Here is a 15,776-nt window from a genome sequence, read left to right on the forward strand (position 1 = left end):
TCGAGACCCGATCGCTCGACCCACGACACTTTACGTACGGGCGGCGTCGACCCGAACGTGAATTCTACCGACGTCCGACGAGAGTGGGCGACCCGCTCGGGGGAGTACTCGCCGGCGTACTACGCCTACTACGGACCGGACGAGCGGAGCGAGACGGTCTCCCGTCTCTGTACTGAACACCTCGCGCCAGCGGACTCGATTCTCGAACTCGGCTGTAGCGCCGGACGCCACCTCGCACACCTCCAACGCGAGGGGTTTCGCTCGCTCGCCGGGATCGAGATCAACGACGAGGCGTTTTCCGTCATGGCCGACGCCTATCCGGACCTCGCAGACGACGGGACGTTCTACGCCGAGGCGATCGAAGACGTCGTGGGCGAGTTCGACGACGATCAGTTCGACGCCGTCTACTCCGTCGAGACGCTACAGCACCTCCACCCCGATCTCGAGTGGGTGTTCGACGAACTGGCCAGAATTACGAGTACGCTCCTCGTCACCGTCGAGAACGAAGGAGACGAGGAACGAACAGACGACGTCGCATTCGTCGACGACGAGGTCCCGCTCTACTATCGCAACTGGAACCGGGTATTCACCGGTCGCGGACTCACCGAGATCGCCGTCGAGCCCTGCGGTCGAGACACCGCCCGAGCGTTCACGCCCTGACGAACGCGTCGACCCTACGACCGCTCACTCGCGCGGGAAGTGATCGGTCGTCGCCGCTTCGAACGCCGCGTCGTCGAACGCGTACTCGTCGCCGAGCGAGCGTAGCACGCGTTTTGTGTCCCGACGCGCGTTCTGCAGGCAGACCGACGCGCCGGGTGACGGCGTCACGTTGAAGACGATTCCCTCGTCGGCGAGCGTCACCTCCGTCATTCGCAGCGAACCGGAGTCGACGTCGATCAGTTGCGGACGGACGCCGCCGTACCCCCGAGCGCGTGCGATGTCTCCGGTCCTGACGGCTGGAACGATCTTTCGGACGTGTGGAACGAACGCCCGTCGGCCGACCAGCGGCGCGTCGTAGACGAGGTTTCGCAGGATGAAGGGTAGGAGCGATCGATCGGCAAGAAGCGACGCGTAGGCCCTGATTGCGCGGTAGCGGAGACCGAACGCGGAGAGGAAGTCGGGAATCGTCGCGTATCGACCCCGTTCGAGCGTCGGAACAACCTTCGCCGTCGGCCCGAAGCGAGTCAGGTCGGCGTCGTAGACCTCGGCGTCACCGTGGATCGCGGCGAACGGCAGGTCCGGACGCTGGACGGTGTAGACCTTCCCGTTGAGGGGCCCGTCATCGATCGCGAAGAAGCTCCCCGCGACCGGGAGCAACGAGAGCGACTCGCCGTAGCCCATTCGGTGGGCGAGTTCGAGACTGTACGGACCCGCCGCCACGACGACCGCCTCCGCGTCGATGGTGCGTGCAGGCGTTTCGACGGCGAATCTCCGCCCCGTTCGCGACACGTCCGTCACCGGCGTCTCCGTGTAGACGTCGACAGTGTCTCCGATCTCCCGGACGAACGAGCGGGCCAGCGCACCGAAATCGACGGTGTAGCCGTCCGGGGTGTGCAGGGCGAACACCGGTTCGTCGGGATCTCGCCCGTCGACGACGGCCGGTTCGTAGTCGGCGATCTCCTCGCGCCCGATCGGCCGGAGTTTCGGGAACAGCTCGTCGAATCCCTCCTCGTAGTACCTACGGCGTAGCGCGTCTCCCTCCTCGTCGCCGACGCCGAGGACCATCTTCGATCGGACGCGGTGAAACTCCCGATCGGGATCGACGCGCTCCAGGTAGCCCGCGACCAGTTCAGCGGCCTCCGTTACCGTTTCGGCCCGGTCCCGCGAGTAGTTCGTCTCGACGTCGCCGAAGTGAAGCGTCTGCGAGTTGTGCGTGTGTCGTGAGTTTATGCCCCCGACGTCGGCTTCCTTCTCTACGAGAGCGATTCGCTCGACGTCCGAGAACTGAGCGAGCGCGTAACAATTCGCCGCCCCCGTGATGCCACCGCCAACGACGACTACTTCGTACTGACTCATGACGACAGTGAACGAGTGGTATCTCACGTTCGACGCCACCGGATCAAAAAGGCTCACATCGAGCGCCAGTCGATTCGAGTGACGCGGCTCGGGGGACCCTCCCGTACTTACGTCGATCGACGTGGAGTGATGGATCGATGGTCGATCGGACGTCTCTCGGTCGGGCGGACGAACGTGAACGATCGAGCGAACGCAGACGGTCGGGCGAATTTCGACGGGTGAGGAAGCTCGCACGGGCGAACGATCGCGAACGGACGAACGAAGAGCCGGTAGTCAGCGTCGTCGTGCCGGCCAAGGACGAAGCGAGCTATCTGGGAGAGACGCTCGCGAGCGTGGCGGCGCTCGACGCGATGGTTCCGTACGAAGTGCTGGTCGTCGACGGCGGTTCGACGGACGGGACGGCAGAGGTCGCGAGCGAGTACGGCGCGACGGTCGTCGACGGGGCCGGAACGACGATCGCCGAGGGGCGAAACCTGGGGGGCGCGCTCGCCCGCGGGGAGTGGGTCGCGTTCGTCGACGCGGATACGACCCTTCGTCGGGAGTACCTGACCAGAATGCTCGAGTTCGCCGAGCGCGAGGGACTCGCGGCGGCGAGTTCTCGATGTCGAATCACCGGCCCCGCCCGGGCGCGGCTGATGGAGCTCACGATAAACCACGTCTTCTCACGGCTTCGACGGCCGATCCTTCCCGGGTTCAACTTCCTGATACGACGAGAGGTCTTCGCGGCGACGGGCGGCTTTCCCGACGTTCCCAACGAGGATACGGCCTACAGCAGACGACTCGCGAGGCAGTATCGGACGGGCTACTGTCCCGACGTGCTAGTAGACAGTTCAGGCCGGCGAGTCGCCGAGAGCGGTCTCACGGGAACGCTCGTCCACTACGCGAAACTCGACGTGGGACGGATACGAGCCGGTGGGTACCCGGTGACCGACTCACCCGGACAGCGAAACGAGTGATGCGCCGACGACGACCACGACGGCCGACGCCACGACGCGCCAGGTGAGCCGTTCGAGATGGCGCGGAAACGCCACGAACGAGACGACCACGACGATGAGCGGGGCGAGCTGAATCAGCGGGACGACGAGGACGACCGGCGCGAGCGAGAGTGCGCCGAAGTAGCCCAGGAAGCCGACCGTCGTCGAGACGCCGGCGGCGACGAGCCACCCCGTCGAGCGCGTCACCGGCGGAAGTACGGATCTCGAGCGCCGAACGGCGAGGTACCCGACGAACGCGACCGAGGCGGTCGCGGCCATCAACAACAGTCCCGGAAGCACCGGCGTTCCGGCGGAAAGCCCGATCGAGATGAAAATCGGCTCGACGCCGATGAACGCGGCCGCACCGATCGGCAGGGCGAGTAACGCGGTGGCCTCCCCGAGCGTGCGCCCGCCGTTGGCGGCGGCCGTCTCCCACGACACGATGGCGACGCCGGCGACGACCAGCACGATGCCGAGCGCGTGCGTGGGCGTCAGCCGCTCGCCGAGGACCACGACGGCGATCACCGTCGCGAACAGCACGTTCGACGCGACCACGGGTGACGTGAGATTCGCCCCGAGCACGTCGACGCTGCGAAAGAGCAAAATTCGAGCGGCGAACATGCCGACCATGCCGGCGGCGACGAACGCGAGCGCCGCTGTCGGCGAAAAGAGCTGCACGTAGGGGGGTTCGTAGCGCACGGCGACCGGCGGCGCGAGAATCGCGACGTTGCACCCGAGTGCGATGAGCACCGCGTGGTCGACGTCCCCGTCGACGGTCCCGAGCCGAACGAAGAGGTACTGACCCGCGAAGCCGAGCGCCCCGAGACACGCGAGGGCGACGCCAAGCCACCACTCTGAAAGCTCGGGGAACATAGCTACGAATTCGACGGTGACCGGTTAACGGCTGTGATTGCGGTTATTCGGGTACGATTCGACCGAGATGGCCGTGGCGACCGGCACCGATCGCAGCCGATGGGAGGGCTAGCAACTCACCGCCGATCAGCTCCCGAGCCCGAGTTACCGTAGCGGAGCGGTGAGACAGGTGCTTTGAGAAACAAAGTACAATGAGTAGCAAATTTTATTGTGGAGCCGATCAACTGTCGAACCGAAGATGGGAGAGTATCAGCCCGATTCCCGTTCCGTACGACCGGCGGGAACCGCCGACCGTGCTGGAAGCCGGTGGCTGCGTCAGACCAGAGGATTCACCGTCAGGTACGCCAGAGAGCTCTTTCGAAACAAAGGAGTGCTGTTCTGGACGATCGGCTTTCCGACCGGATTCTATCTGATTACGATCCTCACGGCCATCCCGTCGGAGGTCCCGAGCGCAGAAACCGCGACGATGAAAGCCGGGATGGCGATCAGTTTCGGGACGTTCGGCGCAATCATCGCCGCGCTCAACAGTTTTTGCGAGCAACTGGGCGCAGATCTCGAGGACGATCGCTACACGCTGTTTCGATCGCTCTCGATCGCCCCGACCGCCGATTTCGCCGGTCGGTTGATAGCCGGCACTGTTCTGGTCCTGACGGCGTTTCTGGCCGTGATACCGGTGGCGCTTCTGACGGGGGCAGAGTTTTCGCTCGCGTCACCGCTGGCTCCGGCGGTGGTGGCCGTCGCGCTCGTCCCGTTCGCCGTCTTCTGGATGGTCGTCGCGATCGGCGTCGCCGTGAGCGTCGGGAACGAACGATACGCTTCGATCATCACGGTGAGCCTCGCGCTGGTCGCCTACATGCTCACCGGGTACAACGGCACCGACCCGTCGAGCTACCACGGGCCGGAGTTCCTGCTCAACCTCATGCCGCACACGCTGGCTACCCGGTTGATCACCGACCAGCTGGTCGCCGACGGCGTCCTCACGCCGCCGGCCGTTCCGGAAACGATGATCGGTCTGGCGCTTCTCACCGTGGTCGGGGCCGTCTCGCTGACGGTCGGCATCGTCGTCGTCCGAACGCAACTGTACGAACGGAGCGTGATACCGTGACGTCCGAGAGCGTCGCGATCGAGAGTCGCGGTCTCGAGAAGTCGTTCGACGGCGGTGACCGAATTCTCCAGGGGACAGACCTGACCGTCGACCGCGGCGAGATCGTGCTGGTGATGGGACCCAACGGCGTCGGGAAGACCGTCTTGCTCTCGTGTCTCGCCGGAGGAGAGGCGCCGACGGCCGGAACGATCGAGATCTTCGGGTCCGAGAGATCGTCCGTTCCGAACGACGCACTCGCGTTCATGCTCCAAAATTCGATGCTCGAACCGAAACTCACGGGCCGTGAAAATCTCGCGTTCTACCGCGACCTCCACCCCCGTTTCACTGATCGGTGGCGAACGTACGTCCAATCGCTCGAAATCGAGGAGGCGCTCGACACGCTCGTCGAGAATTATTCGGAGGGAATGAAACGGAAACTGGAATTCGCCACGGTGCTAAGCGGTGAGGTCGAGCTCTACCTCCTCGACGAACCGACCGCCGGGGTCGATCTGACGAACGTCCAGCGGTTTCACGACGCGATCGTCGATCGGAAAGAACGGGGAAAAACCTTCGTCGTCTCGAGCCATCGACCGATGGACGCCGCCATCGCCGACCGGATTGCGTTCATGCCCGACGGGACGATTTCCGCGGTCGGCACACCGACCGAATTACTGAACCGGGTCCCGACGGTCGTCACCGTGAGCGGCCGGGCCGCCATGCAGGTTGCGGAGTCGTTCACGATCGATGAAACGCTGTTTCCGATCGGCGGCGAAGCCCGCGGCTTTCTGCCGGCAGAGACGAGCGTCTCCGAAGTGGCGGACGTCGTCGCTGAAACGGACGGGACCATCGAGACGATCGAACCGACCTACACCGACCTATTCAACTACTACGTCCACATCGAGGGATCACGATGAGTGGCGAGACCGACGTCGATCCGGACGCGCTGCAGGCGGACCTCGACAGAATCAAAGACGCCATGGGATTGCGCGAGCGGTACCCGATGGCCTTTCAGCTCTGGCTCCTCTACGGCGGGCTGGTCGTTCTCGCCGCCTTCGGGTCGCAGGCGGTCGCAACCTTCGAACTCACCCGGTGGGGTCACTTCCTCACGTGGGCCGGGTTGATGGGGCTCGGCTCACTCGTTGCTCGGTGGCGGTTTGGCACCTTTTCCGGGGGCGACGCCACCCCGAACCTGTGGGTGCAAACGCTCGCCGTGTTCGGACTAATCGTGGCCGCGTTCGCGGCGATGGACCCGGTCGTCGGCGACGCCTCCCGAACGGTCGACGAGGCGGTAACGTTCGCCGTCATCGTCTCCGGAATCGGCGCGGCTTACGTCGTTCACGCGAGTTCGCTTCGGGCCTACCACGTGCGTGCCCGTGATCGGTACGCGTTCTACGCCGGCGGCGCGTGGATGCTCGCCTACGGGCCGCTCATGGCGAACGTCGCATTCCTTCTGGAATGGGGGTACGCCGCGTTCGGAATCCTCTTCGGCCTCCACGCCGTCGCGTCGTACGTCGTTCTCTCTCAGTGACGATGGAACTCGACAAACTCGTCCACCAGCCGATCCGGTTGCAACTGTTCGCCTACCTCTACAAACACGGCGAGAGTGCCTTCTCCGAGCTGAGCGAGGAACTCGACGTGACGGAGGGGAATCTCGCGAGCCACCTCCAGACGATGGAAGACGAGGGTGCGATCGACGTCGAAAAGACGTTCGTCGATCGCAAACCGCGCACCACGTACCGGCTGACGCCCCGCGGACGAGAGCTGTTCGAAGAACACGTCGCGACGCTCGAAGCCCTCATCGACGACCTCGGGGATGGATGACCCAGGTCGCCTCTCCGAGATCGACACGCTGCAGGGCAGACGGCGTGCACCCGCACCCGGTTACCGCCCGAATGAATCCCGATCAACTAAGAGTTGGAAGTACGTCTGGTGTCGATTGAATACGCTTATTATCAGGTGAGTTAAAGCGTTCTGTAAAGCGGTCCTCATATGAACCCTTCTCGAAGACGCCTTCTGGCAGTCACCGCTGGAATGGCAGTGTTGGCGCCAGGCTGTTTCGAGAGCGAGACTGAGACGCCAATGCTCGATTTTGTCGTGTTCGATAATCAGGATACGTCACGGGGATACGCTATCGACTTCGAGGTTCTCGACGGTGAGCGCGTCTCGTACGAAACCGAACTGACGCTACAGCGTGCCCCGAAGATCCTCCCAGAAGAACGGACCGAACGAGACAACGACACGGTCCCGGATCACTTCGAAACGGAGGCCGAGCAGTCGTTCGCCCTCCTGGACGACGGGTGGTCACGCACCGAAGCGGACCACGTTGCAAGAGCTCGAATCCCTGGAGCGGACTGGGAAACGGTTGATGTGAAAAAAGAGACCGACTACCGATACCTGGGAATCCTATTCGTGGTCGACAATGGCACCGTTTCGGCCCCGTTCGTCCAACACTACGACGATCCCGAGGAGGCGTACTACCGGTGACAGCACCGATCAGGAGTGATTGACCTGACAATTCAACAGACACCAGTATCGTCTCAGTCGTATCGCAGAAAGGTGTGAGTGAAAACGGTCCGATCACACGCCGTCGACGAGCCGCGCCAGCTGTTCGGGCGGGACGGCACCCTCTGTGGCCCGTCCGTCGTAAATGAACAGGGGGACGGACGATACGTCCTCTCTGACCGGCGCCAGAAACCGTTTTCGAACCGTCGTCCGGTGATCGACATCGGTGGCCGCCTCGCGGATTTCGTCGCCGTCGAGGCCGACGTCTTCGGCCAGATTCGCGAGGACGTCCGCTTCGCCGACGTCTCGGCCCTCGAGCCAGAGCGCGTCGAGGATCGCGTCGTCGAAGGCTCTCCAGGCGTCCGGGTGCGATTCGGCGACGTAGTACGACGCGACCTGCGCCGGGAAGGAGTCGATAGCCGAAACGTCGTCGATCGATCGCATCTCCTCGACGCCGTACTGGGCGCTGAGCCGGTCGACGCTTTGCTGAGCTCGTTCGAAGGAGGCGTCGTCCGTTCCGTTCTCACCTGAACGATCTAATGTGCCGTCCGGGCGACGCAGTCGGTTTCTGAGGTCGAACGGTCGCCACTCGAGGTCGAGCGGTTCGTCCCGCTGCGATTCGAACGCGTCGACCGATTTTCGACCGAGAAAACAGAACGGACAAACGTGATCGGAGTAGACGACGAGCCTGTCGCTGTGATCGGACATGGGCCAGATTGGCACGACGGTCAGATAAACGGTCGGATCGGGACCATCGTCGAGTCGTGTGACACCGAGGATCGCGAAACACTACGTTCATCACGACGATGGAAAGATACAGTGCATGGACGAGTCGTTCGTTGCCGGATCGACGATTCGGACGGACGGCGTCACCGGCCGACTCTTTCCCGGGCGAGGTGTTGGCCCACACCCCGGCGTCCTCGTGCTTCACGGGAGCGGTGGCGCTCGCGGCTACGAACAGACCTACGCCGCGATGCTCGCCGAACACGGCTACACCGTTCTCTGCGTCGAATATTTCGGCGCCCCGGGCGTGCGAGACCGGTTTCTAGAGGTCCCCGTCGAGGAGTTCGGACGGGCCGCGGAGTGGCTGCTCGCACGGGACGAGGTCGGCGGCGAGACCGTCGGTGTCGTCGGATTTTCGCGCGGCGGCGAGGCGGCGTTGCTGGTGGGATCGCTGTTCGACGCCGTGGAGGTCGTCGTGGCGTACGTGCCGAGTGGCTACGTCTGGGCGGCGCCGTCGTGGATGGACGGCGTCGGTGAAAATCGGCCGACCTGGACGAGAGACGGTGACGCGGTTCCCTACATCCCGACCGATGACTTCGACGCGGCCGAGGATCCGTTCGACGGCGAGCCGTCGGCCACGGTGCTGGCTCTGGACCGGCTTCCGACGGACGAACTAGCACGGACGAGAATTCCCGTAGCGGAGATCGACGGACCAGTCTTGCTGGTTTCTGGCGGGCGGGATTCGCTCTGGCCGTCCGAATTCCTCGCGAGCCGCGTCGCGGAGTGGCTGGCCGAAGCTGAGTATCCGTGGGCGTTCGAGCACCTCCGAAACCCGGAGGCCGGCCACGCGATTCGGGTGCCCTACCAATTCGACGACGACGTCGATCCGACGGAGCGTCACCGGTTCGGCGGGACCCACGAGGCGAACGCGCGAGCATCGGCACGCGCCTGGCACCGATCGCTCGCGTACCTGGATCACCTTCGCCACTAGGAGTTCGGGTGCGAGCGATTAGATCGGCTCCGTCTCGTGAAGGAACGCCTGAAACTCCAGGGTTCGGCCCTCCGGGTCGTCGGCGAAGAACTGGTAGATCCGGTAGCGCTCGTTCTCGACCGGTTTCCCGCGGGCGTACTCCGCCAGCGCGTCGTATCGATCGTCGATTGCGTCTCTCGTCTCGGAGACGAACGTGATCGTCCCGTCCGTTTCGGCCCGATCGCGCGCACAGAAGCCCAGGAGCTGGTTGTCGTACCGGAGGATCGTACAATCCGGTTGTTCGAGCCAGATCTCCGCGCCAAGTTGCTCGACGTAGAAGTCGACGATCCGATCGTGAGCCTCGGTTCCGAAGAAGACGATTCCGGACATGCGTACCCGTTCGAGCGTGGGCGAGAAATCGGTTCGGGTCGACTCGAGGTGAACGCCGTCGATTCGACGTGACCCGTGAAACCACCCCACACGGCCGCTCGCGTGTCAAAACCCGTTTAGGCGGCGGGGCCCTCAACCCGGCAATGAGTTATCGGATCGGCCTGGTCGGCAAGCCCTCGGTGGGCAAGTCGACCCTGTTCAACGCGGCGACGATGAACGACGTGCCCGAGGGCGCCTACCCGTTTACGACGATCGACCCGAGCGTCGGCGAGGCGTACGTCAGAACCCCGTGTGCGGCGCCGGAGTTCGACGAGCGCTGTGAACCGTCCGTCGGCGTCTGCGAGGACGGCACGCGCTTCGTCCCCGTCAAGCTCGTCGACGTCGCCGGGCTCGTCCCCGGCGCACACGAGGGTCGCGGCCTCGGCAATCAGTTTCTCTCCGACTTAAACGAGACGGACGTGCTCGTCCACGTCGTCGACTTCTCCGGGACGACCGACGCCGAGGGCGAGGCGACGACGGGCCACGACCCCCGCGAGGACATCGACTTCCTCGAGGACGAACTCGACGCCTGGTACCTGGGAATATTAGAGAAGGGAGTCAGACGCTACGAGGATCAGTACCTCGCCGACACCGAACCCGAGGAGGTCCTCGGCGAACAGCTGTCCGCCTTCGGCATCTCGCCAGCGGAGATCAAACAGACCGTCCTGTCACTCGACCTGCCGGTTGCGCCGCTGGAGTGGGACGCCGCGGAGCGGGAGGCGCTCGCCCACGAAATTCGCAAGCGAACCAAACCGATGACCGTCGCGGCGAACAAGATGGACACCGATGCGGCCCGAGAAAACTGGGCAGAGATCACCGCAGACCCGAACTACGACCACCTCGCGTTCGTCCCCGTCTCGGCACACGCCGAGAAAGCGCTGAAAAACGCGGCCGAACAGGACGCCGTCGCGTACACCCCGGGCGACGCGGAATTCGAGATCGTCTCCGACCTTCCCGCAGAACAGGAAGCCGGGCTCGAACAGATCCGGGCATTTCTCGACGAATTCAGCGGGACCGGCGTCCAGCACGTCCTCGAAGCGGCGATCTTCGACGTCCTCGAGTTGAAGGCCGTCTTTCCGGGATCGGCCTCGGGCAACTGGTCGAAGGGACCGTTTCGCGATTGCTTTCTCCTGCCCGCCGACGCGACCGCCGAGGACTTCGCCTTTCACCTCCACACCGACATCGGCGAGGGCTTTCTCCACGGGATCGACTGTCGCGCCGATCGCCAGGTCGGGGCCGACACCGTCCTCGACCATCGATCGGTGATCGAAGTCGTCTCGACGAACCAGTGATCGGTGATCGAAGTCGCTTGACTAACCAGTTATCGGTCAACGGACCGCCAGCTCTCGTCGTGTAATTTATTACCAAAAAGCATCAAGTGGGCGGTATCCACATGACAAACGTGTTTCTGGCACCCGTCGACGCTCCGAATTTTGAGGACTCCATCCGAACACCGATCGACCTCGACGCGATCGAAGACCGTCCGGAAGCACTGAACAGCACCGACCGCGTGCGTCTCTGGGGAACCCCACCCGGCACGCGAAACCGATCGAACTTCGAGAAGATGCAGACGGGAGACGTCGTCCTCTTCTGTGAGGGTGACTCGTACGTCGGAAGCGGTCGCGTCGAAACGACGTTCGAAGACGACGAGGGGTGGGCGAGTGCGAATGTCTGGGACGACAGCGAGTCGACGCTGCTGTACACGCTCTCTGATTTCCGAGCCGTCTCGGTTCCGCGGTCGGCGGTAAATCGCATCTTCGAATACTCGGACTCGTATTCACCGCAGGGCCTGATGCGCGTCGCGGACGGAAAGGTATCGAACGATCCGGCCGCGATCGAGCTGGCGCTCGAACAGTACAGCGAAAAACACGGGTGAGCGAACGCCGTGACCGCCGGCCGGCCACGGTCGAAGACGGTCGATACAGACCGACACCAGTCACCGATGACCGAAACTGACGGCGAGACGATCGGTATTCTCGGCGGGATGAGCAGCGAGTCGACTCGCGAGTACTATCGTTCGATCGATGCACAGATCAACGACGTACGCGGCGGCCACCACGCCGGAGACGTAGTGATCCGGAGCGTCAACTTCGCGACGATCGAGCGGTGCATTCGGACCGAACGGTGGGACGAAGCGAGCGCGATACTCGCCGACGCCGCGGCCGATCTCGAACGCGCCGGGGCGGACTTCGTCGTGATGGCGACGAACACGATGCACCGCGTCGCCCCACGGATCGTCGAGGCCCTGACGATCCCGTTCGTCCACATCGTCGACGTCGCGGCCGAGGCGGTTCATTCGGCCGGCATCGATACTGTCGGGCTGCTCGGAACCCGTCCCGTAATGGACGGCTCGTTCTATCTCGATCGATTCGAAGCGCAGGGCGTCGAGACGGTCGTCCCCGAACCCGCCGACCGCGAGGCGGTCGATCGGATCATCTTCGAGGAGTTGACGAAGGGCGTCGTGAGAGACGCCTCTCGCGATCGATACCTCGCGATTATCGACGATCTCGTGGGGCGAGGTGCCGAGGGAATCGTCCTCGGCTGTACCGAAATCGAGATGCTCGTCGATCAGGCAGCGTGTCCCGACACGCCGCTGTTCGATACGACGGCCCTACACGTAGAGCGGGCCGTCGAACGGAGCCTCCGCGCCGTCGAGAGCTGAGCGTTGGTGGTGCATCGGCGACCGTGACGGTTCTACGGACGACCTACCGGGGACGAATCACAGTCCACGACACCAACGGTGTTCATCGATACCCGCGCTGACCGGTCGTCGAGGACGCGACCGACGCGATTTCGACCCTGCACTATTCACCGATAGCTGTGGTACGGTCGTCGTTCACAATGGCACCACAGAACGCACCGGCCGCCGACGCGACGGACGTACCACCGGAAACCGGTCCGTCGTCGCCGCTTCGAGACGCTCCGCGATATCGGCGGCTTCGTCGGTGGAACGTCGTAATGGCCGTGTTACACTTCGTCCAGGGCGTCGCGATGGTACTGCTCGCCGAACCCGTCGAGTGGCCGATCACGCGCACGCGCTACGATTTCGATGTCGCGACCGAGACCCTCTCGCCCGCGACCGTCCAGTGGATCGACGTCGAACTCCCGCTGCTCGTCGCCGGTTTCCTGTTCATCTCGGCGCTGGCTCACGCGATCATCGCCACCGTTCGCTACGAGCAGTACGTCCGCTACCTGGCCAGCGGGATGAATCCCTATCGGTGGTACGAGTACGCGGTCAGCGCCTCGCTGATGATCGTCGTCATCGCCATGCTCGCCGGGATCTGGGACCTCGGGACGCTCGTCGCCCTCTTCGGACTCGTCGCGGTGATGAACCTCTGTGGCCTCGTGATGGAACGACACAACCAGACGACGACCGAGACCGACTGGACGGCCTACAACGTCGGCGTCGTCGCCGGCGCGATTCCGTGGATCGTCATCGCGGTCGCACTCGTCGGCTCCATCGTCGCTAGCGAGGGAGAAGTGCCCGATTTCGTCCTCTACATCTACGTCTCGATCTTCGTCTTCTTCAACCTCTTCGCCGTGAATATGATCCTCCAATATCGCGAGACCTGGCGCTGGCGTCGCTATCTCTTCGGCGAGAAAGTGTACATCCTCCTCAGTCTCGTGGCGAAGTCGGCCCTCGCCTGGCAGGTCTACGCCGGGACGCTCACCTCGCCCATCTGATCGAAAGCCGACTGCTACCATTTTCTCACTGCACGGTGACGGACGGGTTATGACCGAGTTTCGCGGGCGCTGGAGCGAAGACGACGTTTGGGCCTTTCTGGAAGAGACGACGGTCCCGATCCGCCTCGGGACCCACCGACCCGACGGAACGCTCTGGCTCGTCACCCTGTGGTACCGGCATCGCGACGGCGGACTGGAGTGTGCGACGCAGGCGGACGCAGACGTGGTCGGCTTTCTCAGGCGAGAGTCGTCGGTCGCGTTCGATATCTCGACGAACCGAATCCCCTACCGCGGAATCAGGGGCAACGGGACCGCCACGATCTCCGACGACGGCGGAACGGAGACCCTGCGCGACCTCGTCGATCGCTACCTCGGCGGGTCCGACTCCGCCCTCGCCGACACGTTACTCAGCGCCGATCGCGAGGAAGTCCGCATTCGAATCGAGCCTGACGTGATCTACAGCTGGGACTTTTCCGACCGAATGCGAGACGTCTCGACCGACGACACGTAAGTTCGTCGAGTGCCTCCGACTCTCGGCGGAGTTGATCCCGGTATCGGCGTCGCGCGCGCAGATGCCGCATCCGGTGACGTGAAGTAGCCGACCGCTCGTGCATACCCATGGAGACGCTGCTCGTCACCGGAGCACTCGGCGGGATCGGTCGCTGGACGATAGACGATCTGGCGGGGTCGTACGAAATCGTCGGCGTCGACCTCTCGGAGCCGACCCACAACCCCTACGAAACCGTCGAGTACCTCGCCGCGGACCTGACCGAACAGGGGCCGGCGTGGGAGATCACCGCCCACGTCGATCCGGACGTCGTCGTCCACCTCGCCGCCGTTCCCGGGGCCGGCCACCGGGGGGAGACGGAAACCTTCCTGACGAACGTCTCGAGTACGTACAACGTCCTCACGGCGGCCGGCGAAGTCGGCGCCGACGTCGTCTGGACCTCGAGCGAGGCGACCTACGGCGTGACGTTCGGCGACGAGGCCCGACCGCTAGCCCACCTCCCGATCGACGAGACACACCCACAACGACCCCTGGACGGCTACGGGCTCTCGAAGGTCGTCGGCGAAACGATCGCCGAACGGACCAGCCGTCGGTACGGTACTGCCGTAACGAGCGTTCAGCCGTCGTGGGTCCAAATTCCGGGCGCCTACCAAACGCGAGCCGTCAGGGAGACGTTCGATCTCGACGATCCAGCACCGTCGGGAAGCCTCTGGTCCTACGTCGACGTCCGCGACGTGGCGACGCTGATCCGCCGAGTGATCGAGACCGATCGAACGGGCCACGAGCGCTTTCTCGCGACCGCGTCGGACAACTACGTCGACGTCCCGACGGCCGACGCCATCGACGCAGCATGGGGTCGCCTGCCAGAGGAGTGTTCGCTTACCGGGGATGAGTCGGCGTTTTCGACGACAGCCGCCCGATCCGAACTGGGGTGGGCGCCGGAACACTCCTGGCGCGGGGCGGAGACGGCCGACGTCGACCGGCCGCTGTCGGGTGAACACTGAGACACGACGATCGGGTTACTCGAACGATAGGTGGTCTCGTGCTCGTCTGGACGGGCCGTGTGCTCGTTTTTACGGTCCGAGCGGAGTGCGGTGAGCGGTTACACGCCGGGTTTGTGTCGCGGGTGGCGACACGAGGCGTCGGGACACTCCGATTCTCGAACTCGTTACCACCGCGTCAGCACTCACCGTCGACGACAGGCTCAGATCGGAACCATCTCGCCCTCTTCGAACAGAGTTTCGAAGACTGCATCGCCCCACTCGACGGCTGCTGTGGTGTCGGTGTCGACGAGAATGGAGATGATACCAGTCTGGTCGAATCCGTACGCGAGGAGGCGGTCGTCGAACAGCGCGAGGTCGAGTGAGACAGTCTCGGCGACGCGTGCGGTCAGATTCTCTCGCTTCGCAGACCACTCCATCATGTCGGGAAACTGTTCGGCCATCCGGTCGACGGCATCGGGACTCCAGACGCACGTACAGTGAACGCTCTCGCCGATTTCTCTCATCGCCGCCTCGACACCCTGTTGTGGGACGACGAACCGGTCACCGACGAGCCGTTTTTCATCGGCCCCCACGAACAGTTCGCTGTACCGCGAGAGCGGTGCGTACGGATCGTTCGGGGTTGCCCGCGTCACGGTCGACTCGAAAATCCAGTCGGTGTCGAAGTCTACTGGTGCGTCGCTGAGTGCGCTCAGCAGCGGCTGCAGATCGCTCGCGGTGTCGACGGTCTCGATGAATCGCTCGGTTTCCGAAAACAGAACCGTTCCAGCCCTCGTCATGACGATACCGTCGTCCGTCCGTTCGAGAAGGTTCTCACGTTCGAACTGACTGACGACCCGGTTGATCGTCGACACGGAGCTATCGACTGCGCGCTCGAGTTCGGTTGCTGGGACGGGTTGCGTTTCCGAGATAGCCTCGAGGAGTCCTCGACGGGTACAGACCTCGGCGGCGAGTTTCTCCGGCGCGTGGTGACTCATTCCTGGTACCTGAACAGTCGGCTACGGACCGTTTT

Annotated in this window: 19 protein-coding genes; 14 read left to right on the forward strand and 5 right to left on the reverse strand. The window is 63.9% G+C overall.

Translation table 11 applies throughout. The annotated features are described in order from the left end of the window. Window positions 1–57: 57 nt before the first annotated feature. Window positions 58–660, forward strand: coding sequence for a class I SAM-dependent methyltransferase (locus NKH31_RS01940; protein ID WP_254863458.1), 603 nt, complete (start codon window positions 58–60; stop codon window positions 658–660). 24 nt (window positions 661–684) lie between these two features. On the opposite strand, the gene NKH31_RS01945 is transcribed toward NKH31_RS01940, so the two are convergent. Beyond that, on the reverse strand, window positions 685–2,016 hold the full coding sequence (locus NKH31_RS01945; RefSeq protein WP_254863459.1) for an FAD-dependent oxidoreductase: 1,332 nt from the start codon (window positions 2,014–2,016) through the stop codon (window positions 685–687). A 137-nt stretch (window positions 2,017–2,153) separates the two neighbouring features. On the opposite strand from NKH31_RS01945, the gene NKH31_RS01950 reads away from it, so the two are divergent. Further along, window positions 2,154–2,972, forward strand: coding sequence for a glycosyltransferase (locus NKH31_RS01950; protein ID WP_254863460.1), 819 nt, complete (start codon window positions 2,154–2,156; stop codon window positions 2,970–2,972). Here NKH31_RS01950 and NKH31_RS01955 read toward each other — a convergent pair. Then, entirely contained in the window at window positions 2,949–3,863 is a 915-nt protein-coding gene (locus NKH31_RS01955) for a DMT family transporter (RefSeq protein ID WP_254863461.1), read from the reverse strand. The two genes, NKH31_RS01950 and NKH31_RS01955, sit on opposite strands and share 24 nt — an antisense overlap. Window positions 3,864–4,101: 238 nt before the next feature. Here NKH31_RS01955 and NKH31_RS01960 point away from each other — a divergent pair, with 238 nt between their 5' ends. From NKH31_RS01960 to NKH31_RS01980, 5 genes are all read left to right on the forward strand, one after another. Continuing rightward, window positions 4,102–4,968 (forward strand): ABC transporter permease, encoded by an 867-nt coding sequence (locus NKH31_RS01960; RefSeq protein WP_254863462.1) that lies wholly within the window; start codon window positions 4,102–4,104, stop codon window positions 4,966–4,968. Further along, a complete protein-coding gene (locus NKH31_RS01965) occupies window positions 4,965–5,861 on the forward strand; it encodes an ABC transporter ATP-binding protein (RefSeq protein ID WP_254863463.1) in 897 nt (298 codons plus the stop codon). The genes NKH31_RS01960 and NKH31_RS01965 overlap by 4 nt, the downstream gene beginning before the upstream one ends. Continuing rightward, complete coding sequence (locus NKH31_RS01970; RefSeq protein WP_254863464.1) at window positions 5,858–6,475, forward strand: hypothetical protein; 618 nt, start codon at window positions 5,858–5,860, stop codon at window positions 6,473–6,475. The genes NKH31_RS01965 and NKH31_RS01970 overlap by 4 nt, the downstream gene beginning before the upstream one ends. 2 nt (window positions 6,476–6,477) lie before the next feature. Continuing rightward, on the forward strand, window positions 6,478–6,768 hold the full coding sequence (locus NKH31_RS01975) for a winged helix-turn-helix domain-containing protein (protein WP_254863465.1): 291 nt from the start codon (window positions 6,478–6,480) through the stop codon (window positions 6,766–6,768). A 258-nt stretch (window positions 6,769–7,026) separates the two neighbouring features. After that, window positions 7,027–7,431: a hypothetical protein gene (locus tag NKH31_RS01980; RefSeq protein ID WP_254863466.1), complete on the forward strand. Its 405-nt coding sequence runs from the start codon at window positions 7,027–7,029 to the stop codon at window positions 7,429–7,431. A 93-nt stretch (window positions 7,432–7,524) separates the two neighbouring features. On the opposite strand, the gene NKH31_RS01985 is transcribed toward NKH31_RS01980, so the two are convergent. Further along, window positions 7,525–8,157 carry a DsbA family oxidoreductase gene (locus NKH31_RS01985; RefSeq protein ID WP_254863467.1) on the reverse strand — a complete coding sequence of 211 codons (633 nt, stop codon included), beginning with the start codon at window positions 8,155–8,157 and terminating at the stop codon, window positions 7,525–7,527. Window positions 8,158–8,272: 115 nt separating this feature from the next. On the opposite strand from NKH31_RS01985, the gene NKH31_RS01990 reads away from it, so the two are divergent. Then, window positions 8,273–9,163, forward strand: coding sequence for an acyl-CoA thioester hydrolase/BAAT C-terminal domain-containing protein (locus NKH31_RS01990; RefSeq protein ID WP_254863468.1), 891 nt, complete (start codon window positions 8,273–8,275; stop codon window positions 9,161–9,163). A gap of 18 nt (window positions 9,164–9,181) precedes the next feature. On the opposite strand, the gene NKH31_RS01995 is transcribed toward NKH31_RS01990, so the two are convergent. Continuing rightward, complete coding sequence (locus tag NKH31_RS01995; protein ID WP_254863469.1) at window positions 9,182–9,532, reverse strand: VOC family protein; 351 nt, start codon at window positions 9,530–9,532, stop codon at window positions 9,182–9,184. Between the two features lie 143 nt (window positions 9,533–9,675). Between NKH31_RS01995 and NKH31_RS02000 the strand changes: the two genes are divergently transcribed. From NKH31_RS02000 to NKH31_RS02025, 6 genes are all read left to right on the forward strand, one after another. After that, window positions 9,676–10,863, forward strand: coding sequence for a redox-regulated ATPase YchF (locus NKH31_RS02000; RefSeq protein ID WP_254863470.1), 1,188 nt, complete (start codon window positions 9,676–9,678; stop codon window positions 10,861–10,863). A gap of 101 nt (window positions 10,864–10,964) precedes the next feature. Beyond that, complete coding sequence (locus NKH31_RS02005) at window positions 10,965–11,447, forward strand: bromodomain-containing protein (protein WP_254863471.1); 483 nt, start codon at window positions 10,965–10,967, stop codon at window positions 11,445–11,447. Between the two features lie 66 nt (window positions 11,448–11,513). After that, entirely contained in the window at window positions 11,514–12,233 is a 720-nt protein-coding gene (locus NKH31_RS02010) for an aspartate/glutamate racemase family protein (protein WP_254863472.1), read from the forward strand. 179 nt (window positions 12,234–12,412) lie between these two features. After that, on the forward strand, window positions 12,413–13,255 hold the full coding sequence (gene heR, locus NKH31_RS02015) for a heliorhodopsin HeR (protein WP_254863473.1): 843 nt from the start codon (window positions 12,413–12,415) through the stop codon (window positions 13,253–13,255). A gap of 49 nt (window positions 13,256–13,304) precedes the next feature. Continuing rightward, window positions 13,305–13,766, forward strand: coding sequence for a pyridoxamine 5'-phosphate oxidase family protein (locus NKH31_RS02020; protein ID WP_254863474.1), 462 nt, complete (start codon window positions 13,305–13,307; stop codon window positions 13,764–13,766). A 107-nt stretch (window positions 13,767–13,873) separates the two neighbouring features. Continuing rightward, the gene (locus NKH31_RS02025) at window positions 13,874–14,767 is read left to right on the forward strand and encodes an NAD-dependent epimerase/dehydratase family protein (RefSeq protein ID WP_254863475.1); all 894 of its coding nucleotides are present in this window, start codon (window positions 13,874–13,876) and stop codon (window positions 14,765–14,767) included. A gap of 200 nt (window positions 14,768–14,967) precedes the next feature. Here NKH31_RS02025 and NKH31_RS02030 read toward each other — a convergent pair whose 3' ends face one another. Then, the gene (locus NKH31_RS02030; protein ID WP_254863476.1) at window positions 14,968–15,741 is read right to left on the reverse strand and encodes a helix-turn-helix transcriptional regulator; all 774 of its coding nucleotides are present in this window, start codon (window positions 15,739–15,741) and stop codon (window positions 14,968–14,970) included. Window positions 15,742–15,776 lie beyond the last annotated feature (35 nt).

The sequence above is a fragment of the Halovivax gelatinilyticus genome (assembly GCF_024300625.1).
In the GTDB taxonomy this organism is placed as follows: Archaea; Halobacteriota; Halobacteria; order Halobacteriales; family Natrialbaceae; genus Halovivax; species Halovivax gelatinilyticus.